General features: G+C 60.4%; 14 protein-coding genes. 6 read left to right on the forward strand and 8 right to left on the reverse strand.

Going from position 1 to position 14832, the window contains the following annotated elements; translation table 11 throughout:
- Positions 1-64 precede the first annotated feature (64 nt).
- Together BWR59_RS12845 and BWR59_RS12850 are read left to right on the forward strand one after the other, a co-directional pair.
- Positions 65-376, forward strand: a complete 312-nt coding sequence (locus tag BWR59_RS12845; RefSeq protein WP_081565997.1) for a DUF485 domain-containing protein — start codon at positions 65-67, stop codon at positions 374-376.
- Positions 373-2031 (forward strand): cation acetate symporter, encoded by a 1659-nt coding sequence (locus tag BWR59_RS12850; RefSeq protein WP_081565998.1) that lies wholly within the window; start codon positions 373-375, stop codon positions 2029-2031. The genes BWR59_RS12845 and BWR59_RS12850 overlap by 4 nt, the downstream gene beginning before the upstream one ends.
- 128 nt (positions 2032-2159) lie before the next feature.
- On the opposite strand, the gene BWR59_RS12855 is transcribed toward BWR59_RS12850, so the two are convergent.
- Positions 2160-2318 carry a DUF3309 family protein gene (locus BWR59_RS12855; protein WP_092410703.1) on the reverse strand — a complete coding sequence of 53 codons (159 nt, stop codon included), beginning with the start codon at positions 2316-2318 and terminating at the stop codon, positions 2160-2162.
- Positions 2319-2623: 305 nt separating this feature from the next.
- Here BWR59_RS12855 and BWR59_RS12860 point away from each other — a divergent pair, with 305 nt between their 5' ends.
- From BWR59_RS12860 to csrA, 4 genes are all read left to right on the forward strand, one after another.
- Positions 2624-3001, forward strand: coding sequence for a DUF2784 domain-containing protein (locus tag BWR59_RS12860; RefSeq protein ID WP_081565999.1), 378 nt, complete (start codon positions 2624-2626; stop codon positions 2999-3001).
- A 104-nt stretch (positions 3002-3105) separates the two neighbouring features.
- Complete coding sequence (locus BWR59_RS12865; RefSeq protein WP_081566000.1) at positions 3106-3921, forward strand: SDR family oxidoreductase; 816 nt, start codon at positions 3106-3108, stop codon at positions 3919-3921.
- 213 nt (positions 3922-4134) lie between these two features.
- Positions 4135-4467, forward strand: coding sequence for a YnfA family protein (locus BWR59_RS12870; RefSeq protein ID WP_081566001.1), 333 nt, complete (start codon positions 4135-4137; stop codon positions 4465-4467).
- A 196-nt stretch (positions 4468-4663) separates the two neighbouring features.
- Positions 4664-4861: a carbon storage regulator CsrA gene (gene csrA / locus BWR59_RS12875; RefSeq protein WP_081566002.1), complete on the forward strand. Its 198-nt coding sequence runs from the start codon at positions 4664-4666 to the stop codon at positions 4859-4861.
- A 45-nt stretch (positions 4862-4906) separates the two neighbouring features.
- Here the strand turns inward: csrA and BWR59_RS12880 are convergent, their stop codons facing one another.
- The 7 genes from BWR59_RS12880 to BWR59_RS12910 form a co-directional block, all read right to left on the reverse strand.
- Positions 4907-5137, reverse strand: a complete 231-nt coding sequence (locus BWR59_RS12880; protein WP_081566003.1) for a YheU family protein — start codon at positions 5135-5137, stop codon at positions 4907-4909.
- 147 nt (positions 5138-5284) lie between these two features.
- Positions 5285-6472 (reverse strand): osmoprotectant NAGGN system M42 family peptidase, encoded by a 1188-nt coding sequence (locus BWR59_RS12885; RefSeq protein WP_081566004.1) that lies wholly within the window; start codon positions 6470-6472, stop codon positions 5285-5287.
- 103 nt (positions 6473-6575) lie between these two features.
- Positions 6576-8324, reverse strand: coding sequence for an N-acetylglutaminylglutamine synthetase (gene ngg, locus BWR59_RS12890; RefSeq protein WP_081566005.1), 1749 nt, complete (start codon positions 8322-8324; stop codon positions 6576-6578).
- Positions 8325-8327: 3 nt separating this feature from the next.
- Positions 8328-10100, reverse strand: coding sequence for an N-acetylglutaminylglutamine amidotransferase (locus BWR59_RS12895; protein WP_081566006.1), 1773 nt, complete (start codon positions 10098-10100; stop codon positions 8328-8330).
- 171 nt (positions 10101-10271) lie between these two features.
- A complete protein-coding gene (locus tag BWR59_RS12900) occupies positions 10272-11360 on the reverse strand; it encodes a lipocalin-like domain-containing protein (protein ID WP_081566041.1) in 1089 nt (362 codons plus the stop codon).
- 7 nt (positions 11361-11367) lie between these two features.
- Entirely contained in the window at positions 11368-13848 is a 2481-nt protein-coding gene (locus tag BWR59_RS12905; protein ID WP_081566007.1) for an FtsX-like permease family protein, read from the reverse strand.
- Entirely contained in the window at positions 13848-14516 is a 669-nt protein-coding gene (locus tag BWR59_RS12910) for an ABC transporter ATP-binding protein (protein WP_081566008.1), read from the reverse strand. The genes BWR59_RS12905 and BWR59_RS12910 overlap by 1 nt, the downstream gene beginning before the upstream one ends.
- Positions 14517-14832 lie beyond the last annotated feature (316 nt).

The following is a 14832-nucleotide window of genomic DNA, read 5'->3' on the forward strand; positions in this document are numbered from 1 at the left end:
GTGCGCCCCAGAGCGGACTAAAGTGGAATACGTGACATCCATCTGTGCTGCGAGGACAAAAACAATGAACGACAGCATTTACCTCTCGATTCAGAACAGCCCGCGCTTCAAGGAGCTGGTCTCGAAAAGGGAACGATTCGCCTGGATTCTCTCGGCGATCATGCTTGGGCTCTATTCCGCTTTCATCCTTTTGATTGCGTATGGGCCTCAGATTCTCGGCGCCAAACTCAGCGCCACATCATCCATCACTTGGGGAATGCCAATCGGCGTGGGCTTGATCATCTCCGCGTTCGTGTTGACCGCCATCTATGTTCGTCGTGCAAACGGCGAGTTCGATGAGCTGAACAACGCGATCCTGAAGGAGGCTCAACAATGATCCGGCGCCTGTTCGCAGCCTTGGGCCTTGCGGCCTTTGCACCGACTCTCTGGGCGGCGGATGCCCTGACTGGCGCCGTGCAGAAACAACCGCTCAACGTCGCCGCGATCATTATGTTCGTGATCTTCGTCGGCGCCACGCTCTGCGTGACCTACTGGGCGGCCAAGAAAAACAAATCGGCCGCGGACTACTACGCCGCCGGCGGCAAGATCACCGGTTTCCAGAACGGTCTGGCCATTGCCGGTGACTACATGTCGGCAGCCTCCTTCCTGGGTATTTCTGCGCTGGTGTACGCCTCCGGTTATGACGGCCTGATCTACTCGATCGGCTTTCTCGTCGGCTGGCCGATCATTCTGTTCCTGATCGCCGAACGCCTGCGCAACCTGGGTAAATACACCTTCGCTGACGTGGCGTCCTATCGCCTCAAGCAGAAGGAGATTCGCACCCTGTCCGCCTGCGGTTCGCTGGTGGTGGTAGCGTTCTACCTGATCGCGCAAATGGTCGGTGCCGGCAAACTGATCCAGCTGCTGTTCGGCCTGGACTACAGCGTGGCGGTGGTGCTGGTCGGTATCCTGATGTGCCTGTACGTGCTGTTCGGCGGCATGCTGGCGACCACCTGGGTACAGATCATCAAAGCTGTTCTGTTGCTGTCGGGTGCCACCTTCATGGCCTTCATGGTGATGAAGCACGTCAATTTCGACTTCAATGTCCTGTTCTCCGAAGCCATCAAGGTTCACCCAAAAGGTGAAGCCATCATGAGCCCGGGCGGTCTGGTGAAGGATCCGATTTCGGCGTTCTCGTTGGGTCTGGCTCTGATGTTCGGTACGGCCGGTCTGCCACACATTCTGATGCGCTTCTTCACTGTGAGCGACGCGAAGGAAGCCCGTAAGTCGGTCCTGTACGCGACTGGCTTCATCGGTTACTTCTACATCCTGACCTTTATCATCGGCTTCGGCGCGATCCTGCTGGTCAGCACCAACCCGGCGTTCAAGGATGCAGCGGGCGCTCTGTTGGGCGGTAACAACATGGCGGCGGTGCACCTGGCCAATGCGGTCGGTGGCAGCTTGTTCCTGGGCTTCATCTCGGCGGTAGCCTTCGCCACCATCCTGGCGGTGGTTGCCGGTCTGACTCTGGCCGGTGCATCGGCGGTGTCTCACGACCTGTACGCCAGTGTGATCAAGGCCGGTAAAGCCAACGAGAAAGATGAAATCCGCGTGTCGAAGATGACCACCATTGCGCTGGCCATCGTCGCCATCGTGCTGGGTATCGCCTTCGAAAGTCAGAACATCGCATTCATGGTCGGCCTGGCGTTCTCCATCGCTGCGAGCTGCAACTTCCCTGTGCTGTTGCTCTCGATGTACTGGAAAAACCTGACCACCCGTGGCGCCATGATTGGCGGCTGGATGGGCCTGCTCAGCGCAGTGATCCTGATGATTCTCGGCCCGACCATCTGGGTGCAGATCCTGCATCACGAGAAGGCGATCTTCCCGTACGAGTACCCGGCGTTCTTCTCCATCATCATCGCTTTCGTCGGCATCTGGTTCTTCTCGATCACCGACAAATCGAAAGCGGCAGAAGGCGAACGTGCACTGTTCTTCCCGCAGTTCGTGCGCTCGCAGACTGGCCTTGGCGCCAGTGGCGCGGTGTCTCACTGAGTGATGTAAGGCTGTAATGCAATGCAGAACGCCCCGACTGGTTCGGGGCGTTTTTGTTTTCGGCTGCTTTGAGTGATGCAATAAAAAACCCCGCTACGAGAGCGGGGTTTTCCTTGGCTGCCAGGGGGTCATATCCTGCCGAGCAGCACCAGAATCAACAGAATCACCAGGATCGTACCGATGATGCCCGATGGCCCGTAACCCCAACTTCTGGAGTGTGGGAATACCGGCAGGCCGCCGATCAACAGGAGGATAAGGATGATGATTAGAATTGTGCCGATGCCCATGACGAGTTCCTTCTTGTGTACTTGGTAAATGGCTATGCCGTTCAAGCTTTCTGCCAACAAGGCGAAAAGTTGTACCGCTTGTTAAATCCGACTGTGGGCACAATGAAAAGGTTCGAACCTTGCACAATAAAAAATTACAATTTTATAAAATCGTTATAAATCAACAGGTTGTAATTTTGTCTTGTGGTTCTTGGCCTTTGGTTGAGTTCTCAACAGGGCCGCCATTACAGCGATTCAACATGGAACTTACAAGTGCGGCTTCGGTCCTCGAAGTTGCTGCGTGGGCCTAACTAGGAAGCAAGCTAATGTTTTATTCGGTGATGGCAGATGTGGTGGTGGTCTTCCATCTTTCATTCATATTTTTCGTGATGCTGGGCGCACTTCTGGTGCTGCGGTGGCGTTTCTTTGTCTGGCTTCACCTGCCTGCGGTGGGCTGGGGCATGGCAGTGGAGTTTTTGCACCTGTACTGCCCGTTGACACCGTGGGAAAACGCCCTGCGCGTGAAGGCTGGTGCGTCAGGGTACGAGGGCGATTTCGTCGGGCACTATCTGATTCCTCTGATTTATCCCCAAGGCTTGACGCCGAAGATCCAGATAACGCTCGGCTTCGTGGTTCTGGTGGTCAACCTGGGCGCCTATCTGATCGTGATCGCGCGCTGGCGGCGCAGACACAGAGCGGGCTGAGGCTGCGGTTTGCCTTGCATATTCAGCGAGCTAATGAAGGGGTTGTCGGACAATTTGTCTGTTTACACTCAGCTCACATCTTCGCAACTGACAAGGCAATTCCTATGCAAAATCGCATCATGATCACTGGCGCCGGGTCCGGTCTGGGTCGCGAGATCGCACTGCGCTGGGCCCGCGATGGCTGGCGGTTGGCGATGTCCGACGTCAACGACGCCGGGCTGCAGGAAACGCTGAGGCTGGTGCGAGAGGCGGGTGGGGATGGTTTCGTTCAACGTTGCGATGTTCGGGACTACAGCCAGTTGACCGCGTTCGCTCAGGCCTGTGAGCAAAAGTTCGGCGGCATCGACATCATCGTCAACAACGCCGGTGTGGCTTCCGGAGGATTTTTCGATGAGCTGTCGCTGGAAGATTGGGACTGGCAGATCGCGATCAACCTGATGGGCGTGGTGAAAGGCTGCAAAGCGTTCCTGCCGCTGCTTGAACAGAGCAAGGGCAGGATCATCAACATTGCGTCGATGGCGGCGCTGATGCAGGGCCCGGCCATGAGCAATTACAACGTCGCCAAGGCCGGTGTGGTGGCGTTGTCGGAAAGCCTGTTGGTCGAATTGCGCCAGCAGGAGATCGGCGTGCATGTTGTTTGCCCGTCGTTCTTCCAGACCAACCTGCTGGACTCGTTCCGCGGCCCGACCCCGGCGATGAAGGCACAGGTGGGCAAGCTGCTGGAAAGCTCGCCAATCTCCGCCAGCGACATTGCCGAGTACATCCATGATCAGGTCGCCAAGGGCGAGTTCATGATCCTTCCCCATGAGCAAGGGCGCATGGCCTGGCAACTCAAGCAAAAAAATCCGCAAATGCTGTACGACGAGATGGCGAACATGGCGGACAAGATGCGCGCCAAGGCCAAGTCCGGAAAAGAGTGAGCGCCTCTGTTTGAATGAACGGTGTCGCGCAAACAACGAATGACCTGTGACAGGGAGCTTGCTCGCGAAGACTGAGTGCCAGGCCCAGAGATGCTTCGGATCTACTGGCCTTTTCGCGAGCAAGCTCCCTTGCGCAACAGCCTGACGTCATCCACGGGAAAATTTTCTGATAGGGTTGCCCGCATCGATCGCCACCCTTCACGAGATTTCGCCGTGCTCAACTATCTCTGGTTCTTCCTTGCCGCCTTGTTCGAGATTGCCGGTTGCTATGGCTTCTGGATGTGGTTACGTCAGGGTAAAAGTGCGCTCTGGGTGATCCCTGCGCTGATCAGCCTGACCTTGTTCGCCCTGCTGCTGACCCGGGTCGAAGCCACCTATGCCGGACGAGCCTATGCGGCCTATGGCGGGATCTACATCATTGCTTCCATCGCCTGGCTTGGCGTCATCGAGCGTGTACGTCCGTTGACCTCGGACTGGATCGGCGTGGCTTTCTGCGTGATAGGCGCGACCATCATCCTGTTCGGCCCGCGCTGGTCCGTCAGCTGACAGAGCGAGAAGAAAATGACTGCAACGCCTTTCATGATTTCCGTCGCGTTTATGTGTTGCAAGGCATTTGTAGGAAGCATCTGTCAGTAACCGCCGTTCATCCTTGAAGGGCATGACTGATTTGCTCGCGGCACATTGAAGCGCCCTTGTAGGCGCGGCAACCTGCTCCCTCGGTTACCTCCAAGGGAGTAGGAAAATGCTGGTACTGACACGAGAAATAGGGGAGACATTCTCCATCGGGGATGACGTTACCGTGCAGATTCTGGGCATCACCGGCAATCAGGTGCGCCTTGGGATCAATGCCCCGCAGCAGGTGAAGATCCATCGCGCCGAGGTCTACAAGCGAATCGCCGCGCGACTGAAGCACCTGGCGGCGCAAACACCGGGCGGCTAGACCCGACGCCTCAGCCATTCCAACTTGCCTTGCGGCATTCTTTGCTTATTCATCGAAATACTCTTTGGGCACTTCGTGCTTGAGCATCAGCTGGCATTGCTGGCTGTCCAGATCAAAAAAAATCACCGCCTGACCCTTACTCAACGCATGCCGGACCCGCAGGACGCGGGTTTCCAGCGGCGTATCGTCGCCATTGTCGGTGCCATCCCGGGTCACGAAATCCTCGATCAGGCGCGTCAGGGTGTCGGCTTCGAGTTGGTCGTGGGGGATCAGCATGGAGTTCTCGGTCGTTACCAGGGAAAGATGGCGGGATGCTAGCGCGGACTGGGGGCGGAGGCTACACGCTTGGGTGCTGAATCTTACACGCTGATCGTTCCCCCGCGGAGCGTGGGGAGCGGTCAGACGTGGGTTTTCCGACGAGGCTTAACGCTGCCCCACCAACGTATCCACCGCCGGCACCCGGGTATCGGTTTCCATCTGTGCGTCATGCTCCAGTTGATGGCTGAAGTTTTCAAGCGAGGCATTGGATGGATGCGCGTCGCTGGCGAACACGGGCGGGCTGAGGATGTACGCCGCCAGCAGTTTGCTCAACGTATTGAGGCTGTCGATGTGGGTACGCTCGTAGCCATGCGTTGCGTCGCAGCCGAACGCCAGGAGGGCGGTGCGGGTGTCGTAGCCTGCGGTGATCGCCGAGTGTGCATCGCTGTAGTAATAGCGGAACAGGTCGCGGCGCACCGGCAATTCCTTGTCCTGCGCCAGGCGCAGCAAATGCCGGGACAGGTGATAGTCATACGGCCCGCCAGAATCCTGCATCGCCACACTTACCGCGTGTTCGCTGGAGTGCTGGCCCGGGGCGACCGGGGCGATGTCGATGCCGACGAATTCGCTCACGTCCCATGGCAGGCTGCCCGCCGCACCGCTGCCGGTTTCCTCGGTAATGGTGAAAAGAGGGTGGCAATCGATCAGCGGCTCGGCACCGCTGTCGACGATGGCCTTGAGTGCAGCGAGGAGGGCGGCAACGCCAGCTTTGTCGTCCAGATGTCGCGCGCTGATGTGGCCGCTTTCGGTGAACTCCGGCAGTGGATCGAAGGCGACGAAATCACCGATGTTGATCCCCAGCGACTCACAGTCGGCGCGGGTCGCGCAGTAGGCATCCAGGCGCAGTTCGATGTGGTCCCAGCTGATCGGCATGGTATCGACCGCGGTGTTGAACGCGTGCCCCGAGGCCATCAACGGCAGCACGCTGCCGCGAATCACGCCGGTGTCGGTAAACACACTGACACGGCTGCCTTCGGCAAAGCGGCTGGACCAGCAGCCTACCGCCGCCAGACCGAGACGACCGTTGTCTTTGACCTCACGGACGCTGGCGCCAATGGTGTCCAGGTGCGCGGAGACGGCGCGGTCGGGGCTGTTCTGCTTGCCTTTCAAGGTTGCGCGGATGGTGCCACGACGGGTCAATTCAAAGGGAATGCCCAACTCTTCAAGACGCTCGGCGACGTAGCGCACGATGGTGTCGGTGAAGCCGGTAGGGCTTGGAATCGCGAGCATTTCCAGCAGGACTTTCTGCAGGTAATTCAGATCCGGTTCGAGGATTTTCTTTGCAGTGGTCATGGATTAGCTCCTGTCGGAGCAGCGATAAGCTCCAAGCCGTCAGCTGCAAGTGAGCGCGATGCCCTCTTGCAGCTTGCGGCTTGAAGCGTGCTGCTGCTGTTATTCAGCCATGCACGGGCAGGCTGTGGGGAAACAAAAGATCGACGAAGCGTTCGGCGGTGGGCTGTGGCTCGTGATTGGCCAGGCCGCAGCGCTCGTTGGCTTCGATGAACACGTACTCCGGTTGATCGGCGGCCGGAACCATCAGGTCCAGCCCGACAACTGGAATGTCGAGGGCGCGGGCAGCGCGGATGGCAGCGTCTTTGAGTACCGGATGAAGGATTGCCGTGACGTCCTCCAGGCAGCCGCCGGTGTGCAGATTGGCGGTGCGCCGAACCGCCAGTTTCTGATCGGCAGGCAGCACGCTGTCGAAGGTGAAACCGGCGTCTTCCACGGTGCGACGGGTTTCCTCGTCGACCGGGATCTTGCTCTCGCCACCGGTCGCCGCAGCGCGACGGCGGCTCTGGGCTTCTATCAACTGCTCGATGGTGTGTCGGCCGTCGCCCATGATTTCGGCAGGGCGCCGAATGGCTGCCGCCACTACGTCGAAACCGATGACGACGATGCGCAGATCGAGCCCTTCGTGAAAGCTTTCCAGCAGCACGCGGCTGTCGAACTGGCGGGCGCGCTCAACCGCCGCCTGCACATCTTCGATGGTCCGAAGGTCGACCGCCACGCCTTGGCCCTGTTCGCCATCCACCGGTTTGACCACCACCCGTTCGTGCTCGTCGAGGAACGCCAGATTGTCATCGGCATTGCCCGCCAGTTGCTGTACCGGCAACTCAAGCCCGGCGGCTCTCAGCACCTTATTGGTCAGGCGTTTGTCCTGACACAGGGTCATGCTCACCGCAGTGGTCAGGTCGCTGAGGGATTCTCGGCAACGGATACGTCGCCCGCCATGAATCAGCGTGAATAGCCCGGCCTCGGCATCGTCCACCTGGACATCAATGCCACGACGATGGGCTTCTTCGACGATGATCCGCGCGTAGGGGTTGAAGTCCCCCTCAGGGCCCGGGCCTAGAAACAGCCGCTCGTTGATACCGTTCTTGCGCTTGATCGCGAAGGTTGGCAGGTTGCGAAAGCCCAGTTTGCCGTAGAGGTTCTTCGCCTGCTGGTTGTCGTGCAGCACAGAGAGATCCAGATAGGCCAGGCCACGGCTCTGAAAGTGCTCGATCAGGTGGCGCACCAGCACTTCCCCGACGCCAGGTCGGGTGCATTGCGGATCGACCGCCAGGCACCACAGGCTGCTGCCGTTTTCCGGGTCGTTGAAAGCCTTCTGATGATTGAGCCCCATCACGCTGCCGATCACCGCATTGCTGCTTTCGTCTTCGGCGATCCAGTACACAGGCCCGCCCAGATGACGCGGGGTCAACAGCGCGGGATCGATGGGCAACATGCCACGCGCGATGTACAGACTGTTGATCGCTGTCCAGTCATCCTGACTCTGCGCACGGCGAATCCGAAAGCCGCGAAACACCCGCTGTGAAGGGCGGTAATCGCTGAACCACAGGCGCAGCGTGTCCGACGGGTCGAGGAATAACTGCTGCGGCGATTGCGCCAGCACCTGTTGCGGCGCGGCCACGTAGAGCGCGATGTCGCGCTCGCCGGGTTTCTCGTTCAACAGCTCGTTTGCCAGAGCTTCTGGATCGGGGTAGGTATGGCCGATCAGCAGTCGGCCCCAGCCGCAATGCAGCGCCAGTGGCTCTGCATCCGGTGTACTGCCGTCTTCAGCGAAGCGAGCCTGCAGGCGTTCATAGGACGGCGCCTGACCGCGCAGCAGGCGCTGGTTATAGATCGAAGCATTGGCTTTCATCGGTCAAAGTCCTTGTTCGCTCAGCCACAGGTTCAGGGCCGCGAGCTGCCACAGCTTGGAGCCGCGCAGCGGGGTCAATTGACCATCGGGATCGGTCAACAGCTTGTCGAGCATGGTGGGGTTGAACAGTCCGCGATCCTGGCTCGGGTCGAGCAACAGATCACGCACCCAGTTCAACGTGTCGCCCTCAAGGTGCTTGAGGCCGGGCACCGGGAAATACCCTTTTTTACGGTCGATGACTTCCGACGGGATCACCAGACGCGCCGCTTCCTTGAGCACTTGCTTACCGCCATCAGGCAGCTTGAAGCGCGCAGGGACGCGGGCCGAGAGTTCGACCAGACGGTAATCGAGAAACGGCGTGCGCGCTTCCAGGCCCCAGGCCATGGTCATGTTGTCGACGCGTTTGACCGGGTCGTCCACCAGCATCACGGTACTGTCCAGACGCAGGGCTTTATCCACCGCTGCATCGGCACCGGGCATGGCGAAATGTTCGCGCACGAAGTCACCGGCGGCGTCATTGGCGGTCAGCCATTGCGGGGCGACCGTGTCGGCGTATTCCTTGTAGCTGCGGTCGAAAAACGCGTCGCGGTAGGCCGCATACGGGTCGCTGGCGCCGTCGACTTGCGGGTACCAGTGGTAACCGGCGAACAGCTCGTCCGCGCCCTGGCCGCTTTGCACCACTTTGCAGTGCTTGGCGACTTCGCGGGACAGCAGATAGAACGCGATGCAGTCATGGCTGACCATCGGCTCGCTCATGGCGCGAAACGCAGCAGGCAACTGCTCGATGATTTCGCTTTCCTTGATGCGCAACTGGTGGTGGTTGGTGCCGTAATGCTTGGCGATCAAGTCCGAATACTGGAATTCGTCGCCGCGCTCGCCGCCGGCATCCTGGAAACCGATGGAGAAAGTGGACAGATCCTTCACCCCGACCTCTCGCAGCAGGCCGACCAGCATGCTCGAGTCGACGCCGCCAGAGAGCAACACGCCGACATCCACCGCCGCACGTTGACGAATGGCCACGGCTTCGCGGGTGCTGTCGAGCACGCGGTCGCGCCAGTCTTCAAGGGTCAGGTTGGCTTCATCGGCCCGTGGGCCGTAGGGCAGTGTCCACCAGGTTTTCTGCTCGACCTTGCCCTCGGCGCTGACACGCATCCAGGTGGCAGGCGGAATTTTCTCGACGCCGGCCAGCAGGGTGCGCGGAGCGGGAACTACCGCGTGGAAGTTCAAGTAGTGGTTCAGCGCAACCGGGTCGAGCATCGGGTTGATGTCGCCGCCTTTGAGCAGGGCGGGCAATGCCGATGCGAAGCGCAGGCGCTTGTCGGTGCGTGACAGGTAAAGCGGCTTTACGCCCAGACGGTCGCGAGCGATGAACAGGCTTCTGTTATCGCGCTCCCAGATGGCGAATGCGAACATGCCGTTGAGCTTGGGCAGCATGTCTGCGCCCCAGGCGTGATAGCCCTTGAGCAGCACTTCGGTGTCACCACCGGAATGGAACTGATAACCGAGGCTTTCGAGCTCGGCACGCAGTTCGGGGAAGTTGTAGATCGCGCCGTTGAAGGCCAGTGACAGGCCCAGATGGCTGTCGATCATCGGCTGCGCAGAGCCGTCAGACAGGTCCATGATTTTCAGGCGACGATGGCCCAGGGCAATCGGCCCCTGGCTATGAAAACCCCAGGCATCCGGGCCGCGAGGGGCCAGATGATGGGTGATGCGTTCTACTGCGGCGAGGTCCGCAGGTTGGTTGTCGAAGCGTAGTTCACCAGCTAATCCGCACATATAATCCTTACCGGTTTTCCGTTGGGGAGCGTAGACGGGGAGTCCGGCTACCCAAAGACTGACCGGCAGGATTTGCCAGAGTTTTAGAACAATCGGTTATAAGCGGGCGCAGATGTCTGGTAAAACTGTATCTATTTTGGGGGACGTGTCGTTGGCAGGGGGCTTGCAGTTTCAATACCCCGTCATCTCCAGATACCCAACCCCCTCCTGACTGCCACTGACCTGCACCGGACCCTCCCAATAGGGGATCTGCAGGTTCATCCAAGCCTGCGGATTGAGCGCTTCCACCGTGATGTTCAGATCCTTGCCCGGGATCTTTACCGACCAACGGGTAGGCATGTCGCGCCCTTCGACGTCGGTGGTGTCCTGCGGCTCAAGCGCGATGTCCTTGCCTTCCAGCAACTGGGTGCTGCCATCGCCGTTGATCCAGGTTCCGGTGAGATACGGTTCGCCGTCCTTCTGCCGCATGCGGTACAGCATCACTTCGGCGCCATCTTTCAGGTGCAGCGAAAACCAGTCCCAGCCGGTCTGGTTTTCCGTCAGCGGCTGGCTGCTCCATTCGCGATCCAGCCACGCAGGGCCGTTCACTTGATAGGTCTTGCCGTCGATCTCCACGCTTCCATCGGCCAGAAAGAATGGCTGGCTGTAGTAATACGACGCCTGGCCCTGCTCCGATTTCTGGCTGAAGCCCTGTTTGCCTTGCAGCACCAGCGGCTTGCTCGACGTCAGGCGCAATTGATAGTGAAAGTGCGGGCCGCTGGCCTGCAGGTGCATGTCCGCCAGCGGATCATCGCCGCTTGCCTTGCTGCTCAAGGCCCAGTCGTCGATCCATGCCGAAAAGGGCGCCAGCGTCACCCCCGTCTGACCGATGCCGCCTCGGGCGTAGCGTTCTGCCGCGTAGTGGTCATTCTCGGAAGTGACCGCCGCGTGGCCCATCCACAGGTTGCGGTTGCTCCAGCCCTGATCGTTGCCAGGCGCGTTTTTCGAGCGGGGAAGGGCGTTGCGAAACAGCGTCCATTGCACACCGAACGACTGACCGGCAGCGTCTTTCAGATTGGCCGTGATGTACCACCACTCAATGCGGAAATCGTTATGCGGGCCGTGATCCTCGGGGAACGAGAAGCGCTTGTCCGGCGTTACCTGTGCGTAGCTCGCCGCATCGTCCGCCAAGCCTGCGAAGCCTTTTCCTTCCTCGGGTTTGTCGTCGCAACCGACCATGAGCAGGCTGAGGATCAACAGCGCAGCAGCCCTGGCCTTCATCAGCCCGTCAGCTTTCATTGGCGAATGTCCTCAGCAAGTCGGCTGGACGGGTGCGATACAGCCGATACAGCGGCCACGCCGATGCGAGCAGAGTGGCGAGCATCGCTAGTAGCATCAGGCGCAGCAACTGCATCGGAAACACCTGCAACGGCAGGCGCCAGCCGAAGGCCTGAACGTTGATCACCGCATCCAGACACCAGGCCAACAACAGCCCCAACGGAACCGCCAGCACCAGCGTCAACACCGCGAGCAGCCAGGTCTGGGCCAGATTCAGCAGCATCAATTGCCTGCGCGTCACGCCCAATGCCCACAGCGGCGCCAGTTGCCCAAGGCGGCTCTGGCTCTGGGTCAGCAGGCTGATGAACAGCGCGACGCCCGCGACCATCAGCGTCAGGCTGTTCAGCGCGGCGGTGGCGGCGAAGGTGCGTTCGAACACCTGCCGCGACCAGGCCTTGAGCTGGATCTGGTCGACGATGCGGTTTTCGTCGATGGTGAACTTGTTGTGCAGCACCCGCAGCAATTGCGGAATGGCGCGAGGGTCTATCCGCAGATTGAAGCGGTTAGGCGTCAACGTCGGCCAGTGTTTGAGCAGGTGATCGGCGTTGACCAGTATGTGCCCCTTGGGATTGCCGTAATCAGCGTAGATCCCCACCACCCGCAACGGCCATTCGCCGTCCGGGGCCGGCAGCTTTACTTCGTCTCCGATGCTGACCTTCAGACGGCGCGCCAGTTGTTCGCTGAGCATCAGCGTTTCTTCCCTGGCGAGCGCGGCCCATGGGTCGCCGCTGGCCGACTCCAGCAGCGGCCAGTGCTGCCGGTAATGCGGATGATCGATAACGCCGAACAGCTCGGCGGGCCAACCTTTGAGTTGCAGCGAAATCTGATAGTTGGGCAGCACGGCCGAGGTCAGCGGTTGCTCGCTCAGCCACTTCTGCAGCGGCGCGGCCTGCGCGGAATTTTGTGGGTTTATGTACAGCTCGGCGCTCAGGCGCTGTTCCAGCCAGTGGGTGAAGGTCTGGCGAAAGCCTGAGGTCATGCTGCCCGCACCAATATTCGCAGCCATCGCCAGCAGCAGTGCCATCAGCGCCAGGCTCAAGGCGGGCAATTGCTGGCGGCAGTCGGCGAGAAACCATTGGCCCAGCACCGTGCGGCTTCTGCCCAGCAGCGCGTTGAGCAGGACATTGAGCAGCACCGGCAACCCCAGCGCGGCGGCGAGCAACAGGCTCGCCATCAGCACAAAACCCAGTGTCAGGCTGTTGCCGAACAGCGCGGCGAGCAGCGCGATGACCGCCGAGATCCCGGCAATCCAGCCTTGACGCTTCAACCAGCGGGCGTGGGTTTCGTGCCACGCCTGAGCGTTGGCCAGTGCCAGCAGCGGCAGGCGTGCAGCGCGCAACAGGCTGCTGGCCCCCGCGAGAAAGGCGCCGAACAGCGCAACGCCGAGCCCGCTCAGCCACCACCAGATACTCAGGTTCAGATGCCCGGCCACTTCGGCGCCGTATAGCCCGCGCAGGCTGGCCGCGACATCGGGCAGCAACACACTGGCCAACCAGTAGCCACTGATGACTCCGGCGATCCCGCCGAGCAAGGCCAGCACGCCCAATTCGATGACCAGACTGGTAATCAGTTTTCGCGCGCTGACGCCGCACGCGCGCAGGTTTCGCAGCAATCCTCGACGTTGTTCCAGGGCCAGACCAATCGCGGCATGCACGATAAACAAACCGACCACGAACGACAGAAAACCCAGCGCATCGAGATTCAGGTGGAAGCTCTCGGTGAGGCGCCCCAGATCGTTGTCCTCGCCGCTTTTGCGAATCACCAGCTCGCCTTTCAGTTCATCGGGTAGAGCAGGGGCGTTTTCCGCGAAGTTCATTGGCAGGATCAGCCGCGAGATCTGTCCCGGTTGATTGAGCAATTGCTGCGCAAAGCCGATGTCCACCAGCAGCAGGCCGGGGGCCATGTCCGTCTCGGCGTGCAGCGGCGGCAGGACCTGGCCGCCCTCGCTCATTGGCTGCTGACCTTCGTGCAGACCCAACGCTTGCAGGGTTTGCGGGGAAATCCAGGTGCTGCCCGGTGGAGTGAAGAAGTCGACGATCTGCGCGGTGTCCAGCGACTGCCCCGCAAGCGCGGTGTTGACCGGTAGCGACACCGGTTCGATGCCCAGGAGGGTCAGGCGTTGATCGGGCAGATCCTTGAGGGTGATGCGGCCGCGCAACGCGGGGGACACCGGCCAGCCCGCGCGGCGCAGGCTGACGAAAGCGTCCTGCGAAAAATTCGCGCCGTTGGGTGACACCAGCACTTTCTGCGGCTCGCCGCCGATCAACTGGCTGGCCTTGGCGTAGCTTTCCCGCGCCTGGCTGTTCAGGGCTTGCACGCCAGTCAGCAGGCTGGTCGCCAGCCACAGCCCGGTCAGCACACTGAAGAATTGAACGGGATGCCGTCGCCAATGGCTGAGCAGGGCCTTGAGCGTCCAGAAAAATACCGGCATCAGTCTTGGCCTTCGCTGGCCAGACGCCCCAGGTGCAGAACTACCTGGCGATCCAGACGCGCCGCGATTCTGGGGCTGTGGGTCACCATCAACAGGCAGGTGGGGCTGTCGGCAAGCAGGTCGAGTAGCAGTTTCAGGACTTCGTCGCTGGTGTTTTCGTCGAGGTTGCCCGTGGGCTCGTCGGCCAGCAGCAAACCGGGACGCGAGGCGAGGGCACGACCGATGGCGACGCGTTGCTGTTGGCCGCCGGACAGTTGTTCGGGATAACGCTTGAGCAATGCGCCAAGCCCAAGGCGTTCAGTCAGTTCGGCCTGCCATTGCGGCTCGAAACGCCCGGCCAGTCGGGCCTGAAACGCCAGGTTATCTTCGACCTTGAGACTGCCGATCAGATTGAACTGCTGGAACACCAGGCCGATTTCGGTACGCCGCCAGTTGGCCAGTTGCGCTTCGTTCATCTGCTCCAGCCGCTGGCCGGCGATCTCGATGCTGCCCTGATCGACCTGATCCAGCCCCGCCACCAGGTGCAGCAGGGTGCTCTTGCCGCTGCCAGACTCGCCCATCAGTGCCAGGCTCTGGCCGCGATCCAGTTGCAAATCCACCCCTCGCAACACCGCCAGCGGGCCTTGGGCCGTGGCATAGCTCTTGAACACGCCCTGGACTTGCAGCATCGACATGCACCTGAAAGAGGAGTGAGGTGGAGAATACCGGGTTGGCCGGGGGAGATGTAAACAGCACGATGGTGCAGATTTGTAGCGCAGTGGATACAAGAGTGGGGTTGTGGTGCCTAGCCAGGCTTTTGATTATGCCGAAGGCGTGGGAGCGGGCTTGCAAGCGATCTGCCTCTGTCAGACGTACCGCAGTCTCTGGATTTACTGCCGCTGCGCGCCAGATCGCTGCCGTCGTGACCTCCGGCGTCTCCCACGGGTTTCGCGGCGTACACAAAAGTGGCGGTACCGACGAATCCGTTGGATTTACTGCCGCTGC

This window comes from Pseudomonas sp. Bc-h, assembly GCF_002080045.1.
Classification (GTDB): domain Bacteria; phylum Pseudomonadota; class Gammaproteobacteria; order Pseudomonadales; family Pseudomonadaceae; genus Aquipseudomonas.

What these genes read in the sequence shown, in the direction of transcription:
- BWR59_RS12845 (WP_081565997.1), top strand. Translation starts at nt 65, where the DNA reads ATGAACGACAGCATTTACCTCTCGATTCAGAACAGCCCGCGCTTCAAG.
- BWR59_RS12850 (WP_081565998.1), top strand. Translation starts at nt 373, where the DNA reads ATGATCCGGCGCCTGTTCGCAGCCTTGGGCCTTGCGGCCTTTGCACCG.
- BWR59_RS12855 (WP_092410703.1), bottom strand. Translation starts at nt 2,318, where the DNA reads ATGGGCATCGGCACAATTCTAATCATCATCCTTATCCTCCTGTTGATC.
- BWR59_RS12860 (WP_081565999.1), top strand. Translation starts at nt 2,624, where the DNA reads ATGTTTTATTCGGTGATGGCAGATGTGGTGGTGGTCTTCCATCTTTCA.
- BWR59_RS12865 (WP_081566000.1), top strand. Translation starts at nt 3,106, where the DNA reads ATGCAAAATCGCATCATGATCACTGGCGCCGGGTCCGGTCTGGGTCGC.
- csrA (WP_081566002.1), top strand. Translation starts at nt 4,664, where the DNA reads ATGCTGGTACTGACACGAGAAATAGGGGAGACATTCTCCATCGGGGAT.
- BWR59_RS12880 (WP_081566003.1), bottom strand. Translation starts at nt 5,137, where the DNA reads ATGCTGATCCCCCACGACCAACTCGAAGCCGACACCCTGACGCGCCTG.
- BWR59_RS12885 (WP_081566004.1), bottom strand. Translation starts at nt 6,472, where the DNA reads ATGACCACTGCAAAGAAAATCCTCGAACCGGATCTGAATTACCTGCAG.
- ngg (WP_081566005.1), bottom strand. Translation starts at nt 8,324, where the DNA reads ATGAAAGCCAATGCTTCGATCTATAACCAGCGCCTGCTGCGCGGTCAG.
- BWR59_RS12895 (WP_081566006.1), bottom strand. Translation starts at nt 10,100, where the DNA reads ATGTGCGGATTAGCTGGTGAACTACGCTTCGACAACCAACCTGCGGAC.
- BWR59_RS12900 (WP_081566041.1), bottom strand. Translation starts at nt 11,360, where the DNA reads ATGAAGGCCAGGGCTGCTGCGCTGTTGATCCTCAGCCTGCTCATGGTC.
- BWR59_RS12905 (WP_081566007.1), bottom strand. Translation starts at nt 13,848, where the DNA reads ATGCCGGTATTTTTCTGGACGCTCAAGGCCCTGCTCAGCCATTGGCGA.
- BWR59_RS12910 (WP_081566008.1), bottom strand. Translation starts at nt 14,516, where the DNA reads ATGCTGCAAGTCCAGGGCGTGTTCAAGAGCTATGCCACGGCCCAAGGC.